This window comes from Desulfovibrio desulfopostgatei, from assembly GCF_053570645.1.
This window is the reverse complement of sequence record NZ_JBRBQS010000002.1, coordinates 489465-509678: the sequence shown is the minus strand read 5'-3', so window position 1 is coordinate 509678 and position 20214 is coordinate 489465. Positions and strand designations below refer to the sequence as shown.

Sequence of the window (20214 nt, the reverse complement as noted above, 5' to 3'; positions counted from 1 at the left end):
GGGATCCGCCGGATCAGAACCAGCTTCCGTGGCCCAGTTTGCGGGTCAAACGCAGCAGGTCTTCGTGAAAAAACAGCCACGTTGCGCCCGCCACACAGGCCAGAAAACAGTATTCACCAAGGCTGCCTGTGGAGCACAGCTTGAGCGACAGCTTGTTCTGGCGCGAAAAGGGCGTCAGCGGCACCCCTGAAGGGGTCAGCATATCCAGCAGCACATGGCTCAGCCCGCCAAAACCCAGGCCGAGCAGGGCATCCCTGCCCAAGGAACCAAGGCTGGCAGGCGACAGGGCAAAAGCCGCTACGCAAACCGCCAGCCACCAGCCAAACCAGTGGGTTGTGCCCCGGTGGATGGCGTTGAACACTTTTTGGCGGCCCCTGCGGGTGGGGGCGAGGCCCGCAATGCGCTGATCGAGTACATCGGGCAGCACCGCGCCAGCGCAAGCCGCCGCCACGCCCTCCCAGGGAAGATGCAGCGCCAACGCCGCCGCCACAGCCGTGGCCTGATGCGTAATCCATTTCATGGTGTAAACCGCTTATGAAATAACAGTGCGGGGAAGTGCCTCTTGTACAAAAGAGCGCCCTCCCCCGCAAGGATATTACTGATCTGTTTGCTGCTTGCCCCGAGCCATCGGGCACAGTCGCGCGGATTTTTATAAAACCGCTCTGCCCCGCCTGGGCCAGGAGACCCAGCAAAATATCTTACCGTCAGTCAGTCCCAATCATTACCCGCAACGCGAAAAACCGCAGCCGGGGCAGATGAGGCAGCCTTCCTGAAAAACCAGCGGCTCGCCGCATTCGGGGCAGTTCTGGGCTTGCAGATCGTTGACGTCGCCGATGTGTTCGTCCTTGAGATAGCGCTTTTCCAGCACCCAGGCGATGGCATCGGGGATGGAAAGCAACAGCCCCTTGCCGCGAAACACGGGGTGCTCGCCGCCGATACCCTTGATCTGGGCCACAACATCGCGCACATGCACGCCGGAGCGCAAGGCCAGCGACACCAGGCGGCCAATGGCCTCGGCCTTGGCCGTGATGGAGCGGCCAGACTTGCCGATGGTGGCAAAAACCTCAAAGGGCTGGCCGTCAACCTCATTAACGGTGAGGTACATCACGCCAAGCCCGGTGGGGACCTTCTGCGTGAAGCCCCACACAATGTCGGGGCGCTTGCGCACGCCAGCCCCGACCTGAGCAGCAGACAGGCCAGACTGCACAGGCTCAGCGCCGCTTTCGCCGTCCATTTTCTTTTGGCCTTCGCCCGTGGCCAGCACCTGAATGCTCTTGCAGCCGTCACGGTACACAGTCACGCCCTTGCAGCCTTCCTGATAGGCCAGCCAGTAAATATCAAAAATATCCTGTTCCGTTGCGCTGTTGGTCAGGTTCACGGTTTTGGACACGGCATTGTCGGTATGGCGCTGGAAGGCCGCCTGCATGCGCAAATGCCACACAGGGGCGATATCCATAGCCGTAACAAAGACCTTGCGCAGCTTGGCGGGCAGGTAATCCATTTCCTGAATGGAACCCTTGGCAACCACCGCATCCATGAGTTCGTGGCTGAACAGTCCGGCATCGGCAAGGGCCGCCTCAAAATGGGGGTTCACCTCCACAAGGCGCTCGCCGTCAAGAATATTACGGGTAAAGCACAGGGCAAACAGCGGCTCCACGCCGGAGGAGCAACCCGCGATGATGGAAAGCGTCCCCGTGGGCGCAATGGTGGTTACCGTGGCGTTGCGGTAGGGGCCAAGCTTCTTTTTGGCGTACACGGACGTGGCGTAGGCAGGGAAAGCGCCGCGTTCCACAGCCAACTGGGCCGAGGCCTTGTGCCCTTCCTCCTGAATAAAGGCCATGATGCGCTCGCCAAGCTCAAGGCCCTGCTGCGAATCATACGCCATTTCAAGCTGATAGAGCAGGTCGGCAAATCCCATGACGCCAAGGCCGATCTTGCGGTTCTTGCGCACGGTTTCAGTGATGCTGTCCAGCGGAAAACGCGAGGCATCAATGACGTTGTCAAGAAAGCGCACAGACAGGTGCACCACGCGCTTGAGTTCGGCCCAGTCAATGCCGTCGCGCGCCGGGTCAGCCGCATCGTTGTGACCGGGAACGTAAAAACACGAAAGGTTGATGGAACCCAGATTGCAAGCCTCGTAGGGCAGCAGGGGCTGTTCGCCGCAGGGATTGGTGGATTCTATCTCGCCCTGGTCAGGCGTGGGATTGTCGCGGTTGATGCGGTCAAGAAACACAATGCCCGGATCGCCGGACTGCCATGCCTTCTTGACCAGCAGTTCAAAAATCTCACGCGCGCGCAGGCGGTTGATAACTTCGCCGGAATTGGGAGCCACAAGGTCGTAATGCTCGTCGTTTTCAACAGCGCGCATGAAGACTTCTGTCAGGCCCACGGAAAGATTGAAGTTATTGAACTCGCCCTCTTTTTCCTTGGCGCGGATAAATTCAAGGATGTCAGGGTGATCCACGCGCAGAATGCCCATATTGGCCCCGCGCCTCGTACCGCCCTGCTTCACCTGCTCTGTGGCGGTGTTGAAGATGCGCAGAAAGGATACCGGGCCGGAGGCAACGCCCCCGGTGGAACCCACGCGGCTATCCTTGGGGCGCAGGCGCGAAAAGGAAAATCCTGTGCCGCCGCCAGACTTGTGGATCATGGCCGCGTATTTGACCGCATCAAAAATTTCTTCAATGGAGTCGCCCACCGGCAGCACAAAGCAGGCCGATAGCTGCCCCAGATCTGTGCCCGCGTTCATGAGCGTGGGCGAATTGGGCAAAAACTTCCAGCTGGTCATGAGATCATAAAAATCGCGCGCCAGCACGTCGCCCTTGCAGGTGGACTGGTTGTACTTGGCTTCCTCGGCGGCAATGCAAGATGCCACCCGCCAGAAAAGATCACGCGGGGTTTCCACCTGCTTGCCGCTCAGATCCTTGCGCAGATAGCGCTTTTGCAGAACAACTTCCGTATTGGGTTTCAACTGTGGCTGCGGCAAATTCTTGGGCATTGTGAGCATGAAAAAACAGCCTCGTATTTAAGGTATGCAGCCGCCGGGGCGGCTCCGAAGTTTCCGTATGACTAACCGCAAAACAGAAGCCGCAGCGTGGCGGCTCAGATACGGCGTTTGATAATAAGTGCTGAGTATACACGGAACCCATGCAAATAAAAGCCCCTGAAAACCCGCATACTACCATTAACATACTAAATTATTTGTATAAATTATCAATAAAAATAACCAATAGCAACAAAAAACTTTAGAATCCTCCGCCTCCGCGCCCCTTTTTTAGCCAGTGGCGCGGATATGCGGGGCAAGTTTTTTTGAACAAAAATTGTGCGGGTAACCCAGCCGAAGGAGGTGGGAAATGCCCCGAGGTATCGCAGGGAGCCATGAACATTCTGAACTGAAAATTCTGCAAGGGGGAGCAGCTATGGTGCGTCATGCACTGGAAAGGGGGGCACAAGCCCCCCTGAAGTTCGCTGATAAAAGACCCCGTGCGCAAAAGGCGCAATCATCGGTACTGATGTCCTGCGTGCCTAGCGTTTATTGCGTCGCGGGCCAGTGGGCTTGCCAGAACGCTTGTCAGAACGCTTGTCAGAAGAGCCTCCACGGCCCTTTCTGTCCTGTCCGCCCGGTCTGTCATGACGGTTGTTGCGGTCTTGACGGTCTTGGCGGTTGGGGCGATCAGGCCTGTCCGAGCCTTCAGACCGATCTGAACGGTTTGAACGGTCTGGCTGACCCTGCCGATCCTGGCGGCCTTTCCAGTCCGGACGGTCGTCACGGCCACGGCGGTCATCCCTGCCTGACCGATCATCACGCTGAGGGCGGTCATTGCCTTGCGGCCGGGGCGGACGCCCTCCCTGCCCTCTGCGGTCGTCCCCCTGGCTGCGGTCGCCCTGCGGGGCGCGGGACGGACGGTCTGGATAGCCCTTTCCTGCGGGTCTATTGCCTTCGCGGGTGCCATCACGGGTTCCATCCCTGCCGCCTTCTCTGTTGTCCCTGTTGTATGGCACGGGCCTGCGCCCTTGTTCATCAGCACCGGGGCGGCGCTCAGGCCGGGGGGTTCCCCCCTGTTGCGCCGGAGGGCTCACCTGCAAAGCGCCACTTTTGCGGTCGCGTGGCGCGCCAGCAGCAATGGAAACAGTCAGTTCATCGCCAGAGGCCAGACACTCGGCATTTTCCAGCAGCAGTATCCCCTTGCCAGAGCAGGCGTAGCGAGCCCTGCCCGCCAGACCCGGCACCAAAAAGGGGGCAGAAAGCACCCTGACGGGCAGGGAACCGGACGTTTGCGCTTCTGCCTCGGGCATGGCGGCAAGCAAGAGGGGCGAGAGGCTCAGGCCGCTTTTGCCAAGGCCCGAAGCCTGCGACAGGTCTTCAAGCCACAGCGGCGCGCCTTCGCTGCCAAAGGTAAAGTGGCACCATGTGCGCCCGCCCTGGCCGCGCAGCAATGGGCAATCAGCCTGATGCGTACAGGGCGCAAGGGCCGTCAGCCCGCCGTCAACGGCAAGCTGGCGCAAACGCATGATGGTGGAGCCGCCAAGGCGCGTACCGGGCTCCACAAACAGCAGGGAAGGCCCAACAGGGGCAGGGCTGCCCGCAGTCGCCTCGCCGCGCGAGTCCGCATGGTCAAAGAGCGGCGACAGGGATTCAAGGAAGCTGTCGAGCCGATCCTCGCGGCAGCCTTCGGGCTTTTCGCCATCAGCCTCTCCCGCAGCGGGATTGCCGTCAATATCCATGCCCTCGGCATCCAGCGAATCAAATTCGTCCTCGTCTTCTATGGCGCTTGCGCCGCGTGAACGCTTTTTGCCAAAACGCAGTTCGTTGAGCACGTTGGCGGCGCTGACCAGCCACGGACGCGCCCGGCCGCCAGAAAGCAGAGGGGCGGCCTGCCGCACGACCTGATCAAGAGGCGCACGGGCCACGCGCACAGGCCATACGGGCTGGCCCGTCAGCTCGCCCAGGACCTCCATAAGGGTTTTGCCCAGTTCAAGCGGCTGGGACGAGGTGTCCATCGCCAGCACCCGCACTGGGGCACTGCGCCATTCAGGCCTTGCCAGCCAGAGGGCCAGCGGCAGGGTCAGCGGGCCTGAGCCCACGTCCACCAGCAGGGCCTCGCCACCCTGCGGAGCCACCGCGCGGGGGTCGGCCAGGGGCAGGCTTGCCAGCAGGCGCGTGAGGCGCACGAGATTCCAGGGAAGAAAATAATACAGATAGGCGCTGATGGAGGCCGGGGAACTCCAGTACGGGCGTGCCAGCCCGGCGCGTTCTGTAGTCAGAAGGCGCGAAAGTTGGGCCACGTCATCGGGCAACGAACGCTTGTGCGCCGTATTGAGCGGCCATACCTTGGTCAGGGCTTCGGGCAGCATATCCAGAATGCGCTGGGTTTCAGCCGAAAGCGGCGGGAACAGCGCTCTGGCGGCAGGCCAGGCCCCCGATTCAAAAGAACGCGCTGCGGGGCGCTGATTCTGGCGCTCGAAGTTGCGCTGCCCAGGAGCGAAGTCCCTGTCCCCCTCGCGCTTCTCTGGCCGGAATGCAGGCCTGCCGTAGCGATCCCTGGGTGCGTTGGGCGAGCGTCCATCCTGACGGCGGTCATCACGCCGATCAGCGGGGCGGTCAGTGGGACGGCGGTCGTCACGGCGATTATCGCGGTGGTCTTCTCGCCGCCCATCACGCCGTGCATCACGACGCTCATCCTGTCCCCTTGAGGGGCGGCTGCCGGGCCGACTATTGGGGCGACTGCCGGGCTTGTCGTCCCGGCGGTTATCCCGGCGGTCGTCCTGACGGCCAGAGTTGCGGTCATCGCGTCCTGCAAATCTGCCGTCCGCGCTATCGCGCCGCACGGGCCTGTCGTCAGGTCTGCGCGGGGACTGGCGGCGGGGCTGGCTGGTGCCCTCGTCGGAACGGCGGCTACGCCGATCGGAATCGTTAAAAGAATCGTCTTTCGCGGACATTTATACTCCAAAGCGCATACGGCGCAGATAATCGGTGTGAAAATTCGGTTCGTCTACAAGGGGAAGCACCACGGCCTCGCGGCACATGCGGGCCAAAGGCGGAATTTTTTTGCTGTGCAGCGCAAGCAGCGCGGCTCCGTCTAGCGCCGTATTGCCCACGGCGCGAACACGCGGGGCAAGAACAGCGGGAACAAAGCCCAGAGTTTCAAGGTCGTCCGGCCTGACATATTCGCCCAGCGTACCAGCCAGGCACACTGCCGCAACATTGCTGGCAGGAATATCCGCCGCGCGCAGCAGCGCATCCAGCGCCAGAGCAAAGGCGGCCTTGACCTGCAACAGGGCCTCCACATCAGCGGCGGCAAGCCACAGGCCATGCGGCAGGCGCAGGCGCGCGCCTGACCGGAGCTGGCCGGATGATGGGGGTTCCCCCGCCAGGTTGGGCTGCTCCAGCCCGGCAGCCAGCTTGCGCGCCAGCGGCATGGCCGGATTTGCCACAAACTGCCCGTCATTGCGCAGAGCTCCTGCGCGCAGCAGCAAGGCCAGCAGGGACAGGTATCCTGTGGCGCTTATGCCGCGCGCTACAGCTCCCGCAGATCCAACTCCAGCGCCAGCCGCAGAACCTGCCGCAAGCCCTTCAGGGTTCTGCCCCGCGTTTGCGCTCTGGCAGGCAGGACAGGGGCAAACAGCGCCCTGCGCAGCATGGTGACGCGCCGCATCCGCTGCATTTTCTGCATCCGGGGACGCGCTTTCATAAAACTGCGCAGCAAGCCCCAGGGGCGTGAGCGTAAAGCCCGTTACCACACCGGGGCCAGCCAGCTGGCCGCATTCAGGCCCAATACCTTCCAGAGCCGGGCCAAGGGGTACGCTGGTCAGCCACAACTGTCCAGTCTCGGTTACCAGTGCAAGTTCGCCGTTGGTGCCAAGGTCGGCCAGTACAAAGGGGCGGGGAACATCCGCCTCCAGCAGGGCGGCCAGCCCCGCGCTCACGTCGCCGCCCACAAAGGGCGCAGGCAGCGGCGGTACATAGAGAGGTGGAAAATCCGGCAGGGCAACGGTTTCATCGCCGCTGTGCGTCAGCCTGTACGGCGCTGCGCACAGCCCCTCCACATCGCGATCAAGAAAAATATCCGTCATGGCCGTATTGGCAGCCAGACACAACCGCGTCACCCGCCCCGTGCCCGACTTCGCCAGCGAATCCATGATGCCCAGCAGTTGCCGCCGGGCAAGCCCGGCCAGCACGGCGCGCCCTTCTGCCACGCGCGCCACGGCAAGGCGCGACATGACATCCGCCCCGGCCCCGGCCTGCGGATTGAGCGTACGGCCTTCAGCCACTGCCCGGCCTTGCATATCAAGCGCCCGCCAACACAGGGATGTGGTGCCAAGATCAACTGCCAGAGCCAAATCCGGCGGCGTCATTGGGGGCAGAATCTGCCGCGCCGCGCCGCGACCGGACAAACGCCCTGTCTCTTGCGCTCTCGCTGGCAGAACAAGATTCTCCGGCGGCAACTCAAGATCAAGCGCGGCAGCGCCCGCCGCCGCAGTCGTGTCAGGGTCTGGCACCTGACGGCGACAGGCCAGACGCCAGCCAGCCTCCAGCTGCGAGGCGGAAAAAACGTCCACCTCCGCAGGCAGGCAGGGCGGCGCATGGCGCACAAAACGCACGCGGCAGCGCCCGCAACGCCCAAGCCCGCCGCACAGGGGCAAAGGGCGCACCAGCCCCGAAAGCCAGATGGCCTGCGAAAGGCTTTGCCCCGGCCTTGCGGCAATAGTCACTGATGGCGCGGCTGGAGCAGCGCCGCATGGGTCTGCATGGGCATGGTCACTGGCCGAAAAAAGACGTACAAACATGCGCCAAGAGTGCCTGACAGGCCCGGTAAAGGCAAGCGTGGCGCACTCCCCTGCCGTGCGGCAATTGCTCTGGCAAAAGGCGCTGTACGGCTTGTCAAACTGGCCTTTATCTTGCATATTCCATCTGCGTGGTCGTGTGCGGAAAAACACGCCGCAACACACATTTTCACGACTGTTCCGAGGCTGGTATGAATAAAGTTCTGGCGCAAGACGAAGTTGATGCCCTGCTGCGCGGGCTTTCCGGCGGGGAAATCGAAAACGAAGCGGAAACGCAGGAAGACGATTCCGGCATTGTGTCTTTTGACCTTGCCAATCAGGATCGCATCATCCGCGGGCGCATGCCCGTGCTTGAAATCGTTAACGACCGTTTTTCACGGCTTTGCACCAACGCCCTTTCAAACTCTGTGCGCAAGCGCGTGGAGCTGAACCCCATATCCATTGATATGACCAAGTTCGGCGAGTTCATGCGCTCGCTGCCGGTGCCAACCTCCATCAATATTTTCAAAATGGATCCCCTGCGCGGCAATGCCATCATGGTTGTTGATTCGCGTCTGGTATTTGCTCTGGTGGAAAACGTGTTTGGCGGCGCTGGCTCCCAGCCCAAGGTTGAAGGCCGCGAATTCACGCGCATTGAGCAGGCAGTGGTGGACAAGATTGTCAAAATCGCGCTGGAGAACATGGAAGAATCCTGGCGGCCAGTGCATGACGTAAAGCTTGAGCTGGTGCGCAGCGAAATCAATCCGCAGTTCGCCGCCATTGTGCCCCCCAGCGACGTTGTGGTGGTCATCACCTTTGAGGTCGAGCTGGATACGGCGCTCGGCTCCATGATTATTTGCCTGCCCTACGCCACCATTGAACCCATTCGTTCCAAACTGCATGCGAGCTTTCAGACCGAACGCCTCGAAGTTGACCACGCATGGGTGGCGCGCCTTAAAGAGCGCCTGCTGGAAACCCCGGTGGAGATGAAGGTGCATTTTGGCCGCACCACCATCACGGGCAACCAGTTGCTGCGCATGCAGGTGGGCGACATTATCGTGCTTGATACCGACCACGAAGACATGCTCAACTGCACGGTCGCCGGGGTGACCAAGTATCAGGGCCTGCCTGGCACCATCAAGGCCATGAAGGCCTTTCAGATCATCAAGGAAAACGAGCCGCAATACACCTGATGCGACCAGCAGCGCGGCAAAGGCGGGCACTCGGCAGCCGCCAGCACTGACGCCGCTCCCCCCACGTATTAAATTCACGCAAAGGCCCCTGCCTGAAAGAACTGCACCCAACGCAGATTCTGTCAGACAGGGGCCTTGTGCATCTACAGGCACGGCAGGGCTAAAATGCCAAGCCTGCCTGTACATAAAAATTATGCTTTGTCAGGCCCGTCCTCACAACCAGAACCGCCACAGCCGGGGAGGCCGGAACTGTCGGAGCTGTGCTTTCCCCCGCAGTGCGCGCCACAGCCGCCAGGCAGGCGGGAAAGCCTGTGCGCCCGCATCTCAGGCGCAAGAATGTGCACCCCGGCGGCGGCCAGATGCGGCACCACCTTTACGCCTTCCGGCACGGGTACGTTATCTTCGTACGCGCCCACCGGGGGGCGCAATAGCACGCAACTGCACCCGGCGGCCAGCCCGGCCTGCATATCGCGCACACGGTCGCCAATCATCCAGGAGCGCGCAAGATCAATATTCAGATCGGCAGCGGCTTGCAGAATGAGGCCCGGCTCTGGCTTGCGGCAGTTGCAAGGGCCAGTAACCTCCGGCAGGTGGGGGCAATAATACCACGCGTCGATAACGGCGTTGTGCGCCGCCAGATCTTCATTAACCCATGCTTCCAGAGCGTGCAGATCGTCCTCGCTGAACATGCCGCGCGCCAGCCCCGACTGATTGCTCACGACCACAAGCAGATACCCTACGGCATGAAAGCGCCTGAGGGTTTCAACCACGCCCGGCAGCCACTGCCAGTCTTCCTTGCGGTGAATATAGCCAGTATCGTGATTCAGGGTGCCGTCGCGGTCCAAAAAAATGGCGCGGCGCGGCGCTTCTGCTGTGCTCATGAAAGCCCTTGCCCTTTTCCGGGGTTACCCGGCAGTTTGGTGTGCTGCAATCCTTGGCAATTATGCGCCAAACCAAAAAAAAATGCAAAAACTGCCCGCAAAAACCTAACCGGTGTCCCAAACAGAAGCGGCCCACAAGTGGGCCGCTTCTTTCCCCTGCCCTATAAGGCGGGGAATGCAAAAACAAGGCTGCTGACAGACAGACCGCAGAATTACTTCTTGGCGGTCATTCTCCGTTCCCACAGCTTCATGTCGTTCATTTTTTTGCGGCGTTCACGCTGCAAAGCCTTGCAGGCAAGCGGGGTACCCTTTTTAAAGCCCCACTTTTCAAGGTATTCTTCTGTGGAGAGGCCGTGTGTAGCCAGGTGACGTTTAGTCAAAATCTTGAAGCTCTTACCACACTCAAGGCAGGTAACGCTCTTTTCCTTGATCGATTTTCTGGCTTCAAGAACAGCCCCATCAAAATCGGGTTCGCCAGTGGCTTCGCCCATGGCAACAGCCCTGATGCTGCCAGCAACCTTTTGGACAAAGGCCGTTATTTCTTCCGCGCTCATAACCCTGACGCCAGCCTGAGCCTTGGAAATTTCCAAAGCACCCTTCAAAAAATCGTCCATCTTCACTCCGCGATATATTAAGTTAAAAAACTTTTGAACTATAAGGATTCAGCACTAACACTATTTCGATAAAGCAATTTGTGTCAACCCAATAAACGAAAAATGACACCACAATCAAACCGGGGCGCTTGAAGCGTAAGGAGGGCAATATAAATAGCTTTTAGAGAATATGCCATCCATATTTAGGGGTGCGCTGGCGCTTCAACCGCAATTTATCGCACATTATTACTGTAAAAATAAAAAATAGCCCAAAATGGCTGCCATAATACAAATAAACTCCCAGCTTTTTACATTTCATGATAAGCATAGAAAGAAATAAATTACACAAAATTACATCAATGTGCATAGATATAATATAAAAACTAAAAATCATATCAAAAATCAGCCATTTAAGAGCTCGCTGCTCCCAACTGATATAATTCAATTTAATTTTTTTTAATAAAATAATTATCGTAAATAAATATAAAACAATTCAAAACAAAAATGTAACATGCAAAAATCGTATTTAATTATCTCTTTTATTCACAAACAAACAAGCATCAATGCCTTTAGATATTAAATCAAACTACTTCGCTATCTAATTCTACAGAGAACCGATTTGTCAAAAAAAATCACCCTCGAAAAAGTTTCAACAATCTTCTGGTTAACAGCCAAAAATATCAGCATATTAAATCTATTAGACAAAAATCATCATTCTTTTTCTTGCGTTATTAATCACTACAAAAGAGCTCATTGCAAAAAATTTTCCATCCGCAGACTAAGCGTTCCACACAACTTCCATAGACATGCTGCACGGAGCTTTTTCTGGACTTTTCATAAAAAGAAAAAATATTTCAAATATGCTCCATATTCTGTTGAATTCTGGAGGATTCGCTCGTAAATCACTTAGCACAACAAGCAAATCAAACATGCTTGCTGAAGGTGGCGTAAGTACACTTGCAACAGCAAGCTACACCGCAAGATGCGCTTGGCTGCTCACCAATGGAGCAATAATTGAAAAAAAAGCTCTACATAAAATTGTTGCGCATCAGACAGCGCATGGGCATATTCTGGCCGCTGATGATCAACGGCACAGTACTCTTTGTTATATTTATACTTGGCAGCCTTGGGTATAAATATGTTGAAGGTTGGTCGCTGTTTGACGGTTTTTACATGGTGCTTATCACCCTTTCAACAATCGGATTCGGCGAAATACACCCCCTGAGCGAGCAGGGAAAGCTGCTTACCAGTGCTGTTATTATTTCTGGCGTAGTATATTTTGCGCTTCTCATTGGTTATTTTGTGCAATTGGCTTCAGAAGGGCGCGTATTTCAAATGATGCGGAGGCGCAGAGTGGACAAGGCAATTGCGGCACTTTCCGGCCATTGCGTTTTGTGCGGTTTTGGCTTGGTGGGCCGGGTTGTGGCCGCTGAACTGGCCGCAGACGGCGTTGACGTGGTGGTGGTTGAAACCGATGACAAAAAGGCAGAAGAAATCGAGAGCGCGGGCTATTTTCTTGTGCTTGGCGATGCGACATCAGACAGCGTCATGATGCGTGTCGGGCTCGACAGGGCAAAGGCTCTTGTGGCTTCAATGTCCAACGACCCCGCCAACGTGTATGTGGTGCTCTCTGCCCGGGCCATGAACCCCGATCTCTACATTGTTTCACGCGCCAGCGACAATCGCCACATCAGCAAGCTCAAAACCGCAGGGGCCAACCGGGTCATACTGCCGCACATGATCGGCGGACAGTCCATCGCCCAAGCCATTCAGCGGCCCCTGGTGGAATCCTTCATGCACCGCAGCAACACCAACGATGAAGTGCTGCTCGATGAGTTTCTGGTTTCGGATACATCGCCTCTTGTGGGCAAAAGCCTGGCGGAAGCTGCCCTGACCAGATCGCATGATGTTATCATCCTCGCCATTAAAAGCCAGGATAGCCCCATTTTGCAAAAAACCAGGGCTGACACGGTAGTTCAGGCGGGTGATGTGCTGCTTGTGGCTGGATCAAAAATCCATCTGCAAGGCCTCAATGAAATGATGTAGCACCACACATCCCTTGCCGAGGCAGAAGACCGCGCAAGCTGAGCGGCCTTCTGCCAGAGTATCCCGCTAACCCTGATTTTTCATGTCGCGGATAAGCCCCTGAAGTACCTGAGATTGCTGTGCCAAATCCGCCACTGCCTTTGCCGCCTGCTCCATGGCCTGCGCTGTTTCTGACGAAATTGTGGCAACCTGCTCCACCGAATGATTGATCTCCTCGCTGGCTGCCGACTGTTGTTCGCTGGCCGTGGCTATGGACTGCACCTGATCGTTGACCAGGTGCACATTTTCCAGAATCTGCTTCAGCGATTCGCCGGAACGGATTGAAAGTTTTGTGGCTTCTTCGATGGATTCTGCAGACTTATCCACATTATCAATATTCTTTTTTGTGCCTTCCTGAATACCTCTGATGGCCTGCCCCACTTCTTGCGTTGCAGTCATGGTTTTTTCAGCAAGCTTGCGCACTTCATCGGCCACCACGGCAAATCCGCGCCCTGCATCACCGGCCCGTGCAGCTTCAATGGCGGCATTGAGCGCCAGGAGGTTTGTCTGGTCGGCAATATCGGCGATAACACTCATAATCTGGCCGATACCTTCTGCCTGCTGGCCCAGAGCGTTCATATCTTCCATGATGGACAGCGACTGTTCATGCACAGATTCTATGCCCTTGACGGCATCACTGACTATTTTTGCGCCTTCAAGCGCCTGCGTCTGCGCCTGACTGGAGACGTCCGCCGCCTGCTGCGCATTTTTTGCCACCTCAAGCACGGTGGCGTTCATTTCTTCCATAGCCGTAGCTGTTTCCCGCACACGGCTCGACTGTTCGTCCGCCCCACGGCTGGACTGCTCAATCTGGGCAGACAGCTCCTCCGATGCAGAGGTGACTATTTCAACAACGCCCTCGAGCTGCCGGGCCGCCTGCAGCATGCCCTCTGCCTTGGCTCGTTCCGCCTGCTTCCGTGCTGCTTCTGCCTCAAGGGTGGCCTGCTGGGCGCGTTCAGATTCTTCTCTGGCTTCCTGACTCTTTTGATCGGCCTCGGCTATTTTTCCCTTGAGGGCTGCAACCATTTGCTTCATGGCGCCAAAAACGCCAATTTCTTTCCGGCTGGGATTAAACTGCGCGTTCAGGTCGCCGCCAGCGATGCGCAGGGCAAGGTCAGCAAGCGATGCAGGTTCATCACCAAGCTGGTGGAGCATATTGCGGGCAAGCAGGTAGCCAAGGCCAAGGCCAAGCAGCAAGGACACCACAACCCCCGCCATGGTAATATTTCTGGCTAGTATAAAATCCGCCTTGCTTTGCTGGCTGACTTTCTGGGCATAAGCAATCTTTGTATTAACAACATCCTGAATCGTCGCTGCAAGATTGCGCGTTTTTTCTCTGCCTGTAGTCAAGGACATCTCTTGCGCCTTGGCTTTCATAGCCGGGTCTGTGGTTTTTCCCAACTCGACTGTCTTATTGTGAACGTCCCGCCACTCCTTGACCACGCCAGACATCTTTGAAAGGATCGCTTGCCCCTCTGCTGAAACAAAATATTTCTTTATTTCCCCAAGATAGTTATCAAGAACAGCGTATTCATCCGCAAGCGATTTGAGCTGTTTTTTGTTTTCTTCGTCCGTGGTGCTTATGATGAGGTTTTTTTCTTCACGGACAATACGCAGCACGCTGATGTTTATGGATCTCGCTATATCAAGCCCTCGCATATGAATTGAATACAGCTCATCAACATCATTAGATATATTGCTCAATTCCCTTACGCTAAATGCTCCTACGCCAACTGTAAATAATGAAAGCAACAAACTTAACCCAAACAGTTTTTGCATAGTTGAAATTTTAGACATGTTCGTTCCTTCCTTGTTGTGTGTGCATCATAAAGCGTGAACCAGTCACTCGCCCCCACAAAATCGGCATTATTATATATTCGGCAATCACAAATATACGCTTAGGGGAATTTTTTAAAAATGTACCTTATCTAAAAACATATTTTAAGTAGTTTTTAGATTTAAAATAGAAAATGATACAATTATAAAAAAGTTTTATTAATTATTCGTCTAAATTTTCAGCAATATAATCGATATGAAAGTATCGGCTATCCAAAAAAAATTTTCCCCACCAAGCCCTGCAGTCCCTTTTGCAAATACAACACTTGCGCATCTTCCATATTCAATTACACTTTACAACACAGCACCACACCAGACTCTCATGTTTACTATAAAAAATTTGACACGACATAGACTACTTGACGATAAAATTTACAAATATTTCTTCCACAACATCGTATAATAGAGAATAAATTATTTTTTTATCAGAACAAAATTGTTAATTAAGTTTGACAATGACATTACCAAAATGATTCGTACATGTGTCGTCACAGACAGTACTGCTTGGCAGTCAACTGTAACAAATATCTAGACCAGTTTATTAAAACTGAGCTAAATACCAAACAGATACCTGCAGCGCACGATACTGGATACGATCAGTTCCCTTGCCCCTCTTCCTGCCAGCAGGCAGCCACGTACAACGGCACTTTGCCCTGTGATGAGCCCCCATGAAGAACATCCAGAAAGTCATGAAAAAAATTTCAGGCATCGCCGCATGCTCTAGCCTGGCGATACTGCTGACCGCCTCCCTTATTCTTCCGCAGGTTGCCCTTGCCGCTGTAATTGCGGATGGCGACTACCTCATTCAGATGGCAGACAGCGATCTGGCAGTAGTTTCCAGCGGCATGACCGTGAGGGAGCGGGTTACACTCGGACAGAACGAGCAGGCGGGCATCTGGCGCTTTGAGCACCTCGCCAACGACAACTACAAAATTATTGCGCCCAAGCTGGCAATGGTTCTGGATTCATCTGAAAGCAAAAAATACAATGGAGTTCCCACCATCATATTTCCTTGGCATGGCGCCAAAAATCAGCGATGGAAGGTCATTGAAAAAGGGGAATTATACAAGCTTATCAATCAGGAAACAGGCCTCGCCCTTGACCTTAAAGGCAATGTGCAACGCGTGGGAACGGTTTTTCAGGGATACACGGAGAACGCATCACGCGGGCAGCTCTTCCGCCTGACGCCAATGGGCAGGCAAAGCCCGCCAACAAAGGCGCGCGACGGTCAAGAAAAGGAACCGCTTGTTAAATCATTCAGCAACGGGCCTGCGGGGCAGTAGATTAGCCCAGAGAACAAACTCTGCCGCCGCTTGCCTGCGCCAGCCTGCGAAGGAAACGCCCGACAGCGGGGATAGCTGGCGCACATGGCAAGAACGGCGCGACACGTCAAGTCAAGACAACAGCACCGCTGCACAATATTCAGGCGGGAACGAACAGATGCATTTTGTGAAGGCGAAGGGAATTTTATCCGCTAAAAATGGCATGAACATCTATCGCGGATGTTCGCATGGATGCATCTATTGCGACTCGCGCAGCGCTTGCTATGGCATGGAGCATGAATTTGAAGATATAGAAGTTAAAGAAAACGCCATAGAACTTCTTGAGAGCGCGCTTCAGCGCAAACGCAAAAAGTGCATGATTGGCACAGGTTCCATGACGGATCCCTATATCCCGGCTGAAATGGAAATCGGGAATGTGAGAAGGGCTTTGTCGCTGATACATGAGTACGGTTTTGGCTTTACCGTGATCACAAAGTCAGATCGAATATTGCGCGACCTCGATCTGCTGCAAAAAATTAATGAAAAGACCAAGTGCGTTGTTCAGATAACCTTGACCACACACGATGAAGAGTTGTGCAAAAAGCTGGAACCCAACGTAAGCACCACAAGGGAGCGCTTTAATGTGCTGCTTCGCTTACGCGATGCCGGGATCCCGACTGTGGTATGGCTTTGCCCCATTCTACCGTTCATCAATGATACAAAAGAGAATATTGCAGGGATCTTGGAGTATTGCGCCGAGGCAAGGGTGCGCGGCATCATCAACTTTGGCATGGGAATGACTCTTCGCCATGGAAACCGGCAATACTTCTATAGCCAGCTTGATCGTCATTTTCCCGGAATGAAGGAAAGATACATTCGCACCTACGGAACGCAATACATATTGAGTAGTCCGAACAACAAATACCTGATGGACTTTTTCCGGCACTACTGTTCGCAGCGTGGCATCATGCATGAGCCTGAGCAAATTTTTCAATACCTGAGTACGCTAGAAGAAAAGCAGGCCTCCAAGCAACTGAGCCTCTTCGGGTGATGTGCTGCATTCTGTGACTATGCAGAAATAAAAGCCATGATGCGTTTGCGTGTTCGCGTGCTGAAACTGGCAGAACAACAACGGAGTTTCGGTTCACCGCACCTGCATGAATTATTGCATCGCGAATTGTTCGTGCAGAACCACAAGCTGGCAGAGCAGATTACAACACCGAACGGGTGGACAGCAGTCTGGACACTGCATCCCCAACGAAGTACATAAGGACATCCACAATTTTGATGAAACCTATCCGAAGAAAGAAGAAAGCAAAAAGGCGCTGCAAAGCACAATCACCTCTATCTTAAGCTTGTCGCCAAACGGTTCAACATATCAGGATCACCCTTCGGGTGTGTTGGCTGAAATTCTTGCACAGGCAGAGCATAATAAACCGGCAATTTTCAGCCTGATGCAAAATGCATCAATCGGGGCTTGCCCCCCATAGCACCTGTGATTCCATTCGCCTGCGCTGCGGGCGTAAAAGATCACGACATCCTGCCACTAACAAGCACTGGAGTGCGGTACCCAGCACTAACGGAGCATCTGCACATGACCATGCCAACATCCCTGCCGCTTGATTGCGAAGAACTGCCAATTTACCCCATGCCCACTGCAAATCAATTGCGCATGGTGGAAGAAAGCGGCCTGTTTGACGAGACATGGTACCGCCGTTGCTACCTGATGGGCAGAACCGCCACCATGCCCCCGCTTGTGCATTATATGCAGTTTGGACCGCGCAAGGGCTATCAGCCAAACAGACACTTCATGCCGCTGAACTATCTGAGATTTCACCCGGAAGCACTGACGCAAAACATCAATCCGCTGCTGCACTATATACAAAACTTCAGACAGGTGACCGAACTGTCATCGCAAACAGATATTGATTTTCACCAGATTTACCATTGCGGCGGATTTGGTGGGAATGAAAGCTGCTCAGGCACAGGGTCATCACTACGGCAAACTGCAACATTGCGCACAGAGCTGCAAAAAATCTTTCTCAAATATACTATCAAAAGTGTTTTGGACGTTCCCTGTGGCGACTGCAATTGGATTTCTGCAATGGATTTTACAGGTATCACATATACCGGAGGAGATATCGTTGAGGATTTGATAGAGAACAATAAAATTAAATTGGGCAGAGGGTTTTCATTCCTGGTGCTTGATTTGTGCCGTGGGCCGCTGCCAGCAGCAGACATGCTGCTGACACGAGACTGCTTTGTGCATTTGAGCTTTGAGGAAATTTTTAAGGCTCTGGCCACCATAAAGAACAGTGACATCAACTATTTTGCCGCCACAACATTTACCAATTGCACAAAAAATTACGATCTGGACCAGATCACCCGCTGGCGCCCCTTGAACCTGTGCCTGCCGCCCTTCAACCTCCCCGCCCCTTCTGACCTGATCAACGAAAACTGTACGGAGAATGCCGGTCAGTACCAGGACAAATGTCTGGCAATATGGGAAGTGACGCAACTGTAGAATATACGGCGAGCTACTTGCGACAACTGCGTGCTGTGCCGCGGGCGCAGAACCATTCACATCCGGCACCCCAAAAGCCTGCCACGCTCAACAGCCCTGCATTATTTCACCGACACGCTAAACACGCCTTTGACTCAGTTTTACTATCACATTGAAATACTACAAAGTTAATATATTGCATTGATATTTTTGTCAGCGCATTCCACAAAAGTGTACATTTAAAAAAATAGCAATGAAGCAGATCATCCAATAGCCAGCCAATTACCAAATCACACGCTGATCGCCTACACTTTCTTAACGTTGCGCAACAATTGTGAAATTCTGTAAATCACACCTTTGCGATCCCATTCAACGCAAGAAAGGGATAGTTAAACTTTCGTCTAACTATCCCTTTCTTGGATAAATGGTCGGAGCGAAAGGATTCGAACCTTCGACCCCCTGCTCCCAAAGCAGGTGCGCTACCAGGCTGCGCCACGCTCCGAAAAAAAACCCGCGCCGTTGCGGCGCGGGAAAATTGTGGGGCGAAAGATGGGACTTGAACCCACGGCCACCTGGGCCACAACCAGGTGCTCTACCTACTGAGCTACTTCCGCCACGGGAAAATTCTTATAAGCAGGTTATTTTAGTTTGGCAAGCATTTTTTCCACATAGCTTCATCTGGATTTTATCTAGAAAAGTAACTACACTTGCATCCGCTGCTTGGCTTGGCGGCAAAATACCCGCCAGCCAGGCCATTTGCCCGCCTCGCAAGCCATGGATATCGCATCTGTGATTCAGGCGCTTCCGGCACGTCAGGCGTCAAACATTTTTTCGGGGACACTCCATGGACAAACTGGTTATTGAAGGCGGCGTTCCGCTTACTGGCGGCATTGAGGTCAGCGGCTCCAAAAATGCGGCCTTGCCCATTCTTTTTGCCTGCATTCTGCTGTCAGAGCCGGTCACCATCACCAATGTGCCCAACCTGCGCGATATACATACCACAATCAAGCTCCTGAACATGTTGGGCTGCACCTGCGAATACAACGATCATCGGGTACAGGTGCAGCCCGGCAATTTACTGCCGGAAGCTCCATATGACCTGGTGCGCACCATGCGCGCCTCTGTTCTATGCCTCGGCCCGTTGCTGGCCCGCATCGGTCAGGCGCGCGTCGCCCTGCCCGGCGGCTGCGCCATTGGCGCGCGCCCCGTAGACCAGCACCTCAAGGGTCTGGAGCAGATGGGCGCCAGCTTTCAGCTTGAGGAAGGTTATATCATTGGCCGCTGCCGCCAGCTCAAGGGCGCGCACATCTCTTTTGACATGCCCACCGTGGGCGGCACGGAAAACCTGCTCATGGCTGCGGCCCTTGCAGATGGCGAGACCGTGCTTGAAAACGCCGCCCGTGAGCCAGAAATTGTTGACCTCGCAAACTTTTTGCGGGCCTGCGGCGCAAAAATCGAAGGGCACGGCACATCCGTTATCCGCATTCAGGGCGTCACCTCCCTGCACGACGGGGAATACCCCGTTATGCCCGACCGCATCGAGGCAGGAACCTTCCTCGTGGCTGCGGGCATTACCGGCGGCGAACTGATGCTGCGCAACTGCCCTTTCAAAGACCTTGAAGCCGTCATTCTCAAGCTGCGCAGCATGGGCATGGAGATCACCAACACCCCCGAGGGCGTGCTGGCGCGTTGCGCTGGCCCCCTGCGCGGCACGGATGTGAAAACCCAGCCCTACCCCGGCTTTCCCACAGACATGCAGGCCCAGCTCATGGCGCTCATGTGCCTTGCCGAAGGGGCCAGCGTTGTGGAAGAAAGCATTTTTGAAAACCGCTTCATGCACGTGCTTGAGCTCATGCGCATGGGCGCGCAGATCAAGGTTTCCGGCCACACGGCAATGGTGCGCGGCGTGCAGAAGCTCACTGGCGCGCCAGTGATGGCCTCCGATCTCCGCGCCAGCGCATCCTTGGTTCTGGCAGGCCTGGCGGCCAAGGGCGTTACCGAAGTGCGACGCATCTACCACCTCGACCGCGGCTATGAGAGCATCGAGCACAAGCTGAACGCCGTTGGGGCGCGCATCCGCCGCGAGAAAGAATAAAA

General features: G+C 55.2%; 13 protein-coding genes, 2 tRNA genes and 1 pseudogene. 7 read left to right on the top strand and 9 right to left on the bottom strand.

What is annotated here, in order from left to right; translation table 11 throughout:
• Window positions 1-13: 13 nt before the first annotated feature.
• The 4 genes from ACUZ9Q_RS02260 to ACUZ9Q_RS02245 form a co-directional block, all read right to left on the bottom strand.
• The gene (locus ACUZ9Q_RS02260; RefSeq protein ID WP_192112360.1) at window positions 14-520 is read right to left on the bottom strand and encodes a metal-dependent hydrolase; all 507 of its coding nucleotides are present in this window, start codon (window positions 518-520) and stop codon (window positions 14-16) included.
• Between the two features lie 201 nt (window positions 521-721).
• Window positions 722-3007 (bottom strand): vitamin B12-dependent ribonucleotide reductase, encoded by a 2286-nt coding sequence (locus ACUZ9Q_RS02255; RefSeq protein WP_192112359.1) that lies wholly within the window; start codon window positions 3005-3007, stop codon window positions 722-724.
• 518 nt (window positions 3008-3525) lie between these two features.
• Window positions 3526-5940, bottom strand: a complete 2415-nt coding sequence (locus ACUZ9Q_RS02250; protein WP_449247237.1) for a small ribosomal subunit Rsm22 family protein — start codon at window positions 5938-5940, stop codon at window positions 3526-3528.
• On the bottom strand, window positions 5941-7905 hold the full coding sequence (locus ACUZ9Q_RS02245; RefSeq protein ID WP_449247236.1) for an ASKHA domain-containing protein: 1965 nt from the start codon (window positions 7903-7905) through the stop codon (window positions 5941-5943).
• A 71-nt stretch (window positions 7906-7976) separates the two neighbouring features.
• Here ACUZ9Q_RS02245 and fliM point away from each other — a divergent pair, with 71 nt between their 5' ends.
• Complete coding sequence (fliM, locus tag ACUZ9Q_RS02240) at window positions 7977-8957, top strand: flagellar motor switch protein FliM (RefSeq protein ID WP_192112357.1); 981 nt, start codon at window positions 7977-7979, stop codon at window positions 8955-8957.
• A gap of 191 nt (window positions 8958-9148) precedes the next feature.
• Here fliM and gmhB read toward each other — a convergent pair whose 3' ends face one another.
• Complete coding sequence (gene gmhB / locus ACUZ9Q_RS02235) at window positions 9149-9838, bottom strand: D-glycero-beta-D-manno-heptose 1,7-bisphosphate 7-phosphatase (protein ID WP_215647219.1); 690 nt, start codon at window positions 9836-9838, stop codon at window positions 9149-9151.
• A gap of 212 nt (window positions 9839-10050) precedes the next feature.
• Window positions 10051-10452, bottom strand: coding sequence for a MucR family transcriptional regulator (locus ACUZ9Q_RS02230; RefSeq protein WP_192112355.1), 402 nt, complete (start codon window positions 10450-10452; stop codon window positions 10051-10053).
• A gap of 1038 nt (window positions 10453-11490) precedes the next feature.
• On the opposite strand from ACUZ9Q_RS02230, the pseudogene ACUZ9Q_RS02225 reads away from it, so the two are divergent.
• A pseudogene (locus tag ACUZ9Q_RS02225) lies at window positions 11491-11733 on the top strand (potassium channel family protein); the annotation flags it as partial.
• Window positions 11734-11784: 51 nt separating this feature from the next.
• Window positions 11785-12477: a potassium channel family protein gene (locus ACUZ9Q_RS02220; RefSeq protein ID WP_227119490.1), complete on the top strand. Its 693-nt coding sequence runs from the start codon at window positions 11785-11787 to the stop codon at window positions 12475-12477.
• Window positions 12478-12543: 66 nt separating this feature from the next.
• Here ACUZ9Q_RS02220 and ACUZ9Q_RS02215 read toward each other — a convergent pair whose 3' ends face one another.
• A complete protein-coding gene (locus ACUZ9Q_RS02215) occupies window positions 12544-14295 on the bottom strand; it encodes a methyl-accepting chemotaxis protein (protein ID WP_449248128.1) in 1752 nt (583 codons plus the stop codon).
• 725 nt (window positions 14296-15020) lie between these two features.
• Between ACUZ9Q_RS02215 and ACUZ9Q_RS02210 the strand changes: the two genes are divergently transcribed.
• The 3 genes from ACUZ9Q_RS02210 (at window position 15021) to ACUZ9Q_RS02200 (ending at window position 18138) form a co-directional block, all read left to right on the top strand.
• Entirely contained in the window at window positions 15021-15635 is a 615-nt protein-coding gene (locus ACUZ9Q_RS02210) for an RICIN domain-containing protein (RefSeq protein WP_215648788.1), read from the top strand.
• Window positions 15598-16665, top strand: coding sequence for an SPL family radical SAM protein (locus ACUZ9Q_RS02205; RefSeq protein WP_227119488.1), 1068 nt, complete (start codon window positions 15598-15600; stop codon window positions 16663-16665). Before ACUZ9Q_RS02210 ends, ACUZ9Q_RS02205 begins: the two co-directional genes overlap by 38 nt.
• A 543-nt stretch (window positions 16666-17208) precedes the next feature.
• Entirely contained in the window at window positions 17209-18138 is a 930-nt protein-coding gene (locus ACUZ9Q_RS02200; RefSeq protein ID WP_449247235.1) for a class I SAM-dependent methyltransferase, read from the top strand.
• A gap of 404 nt (window positions 18139-18542) precedes the next feature.
• On the opposite strand, the gene ACUZ9Q_RS02195 is transcribed toward ACUZ9Q_RS02200, so the two are convergent.
• Window positions 18543-18619 (bottom strand) — tRNA-Pro (locus tag ACUZ9Q_RS02195).
• A gap of 36 nt (window positions 18620-18655) precedes the next feature.
• Window positions 18656-18731: transfer RNA gene (locus ACUZ9Q_RS02190), tRNA-His, on the bottom strand.
• A 230-nt stretch (window positions 18732-18961) separates the two neighbouring features.
• On the opposite strand from ACUZ9Q_RS02190, the gene murA reads away from it, so the two are divergent.
• Window positions 18962-20212 carry a UDP-N-acetylglucosamine 1-carboxyvinyltransferase gene (gene murA / locus ACUZ9Q_RS02185; protein ID WP_192112350.1) on the top strand — a complete coding sequence of 417 codons (1251 nt, stop codon included), beginning with the start codon at window positions 18962-18964 and terminating at the stop codon, window positions 20210-20212.
• Window positions 20213-20214 lie beyond the last annotated feature (2 nt).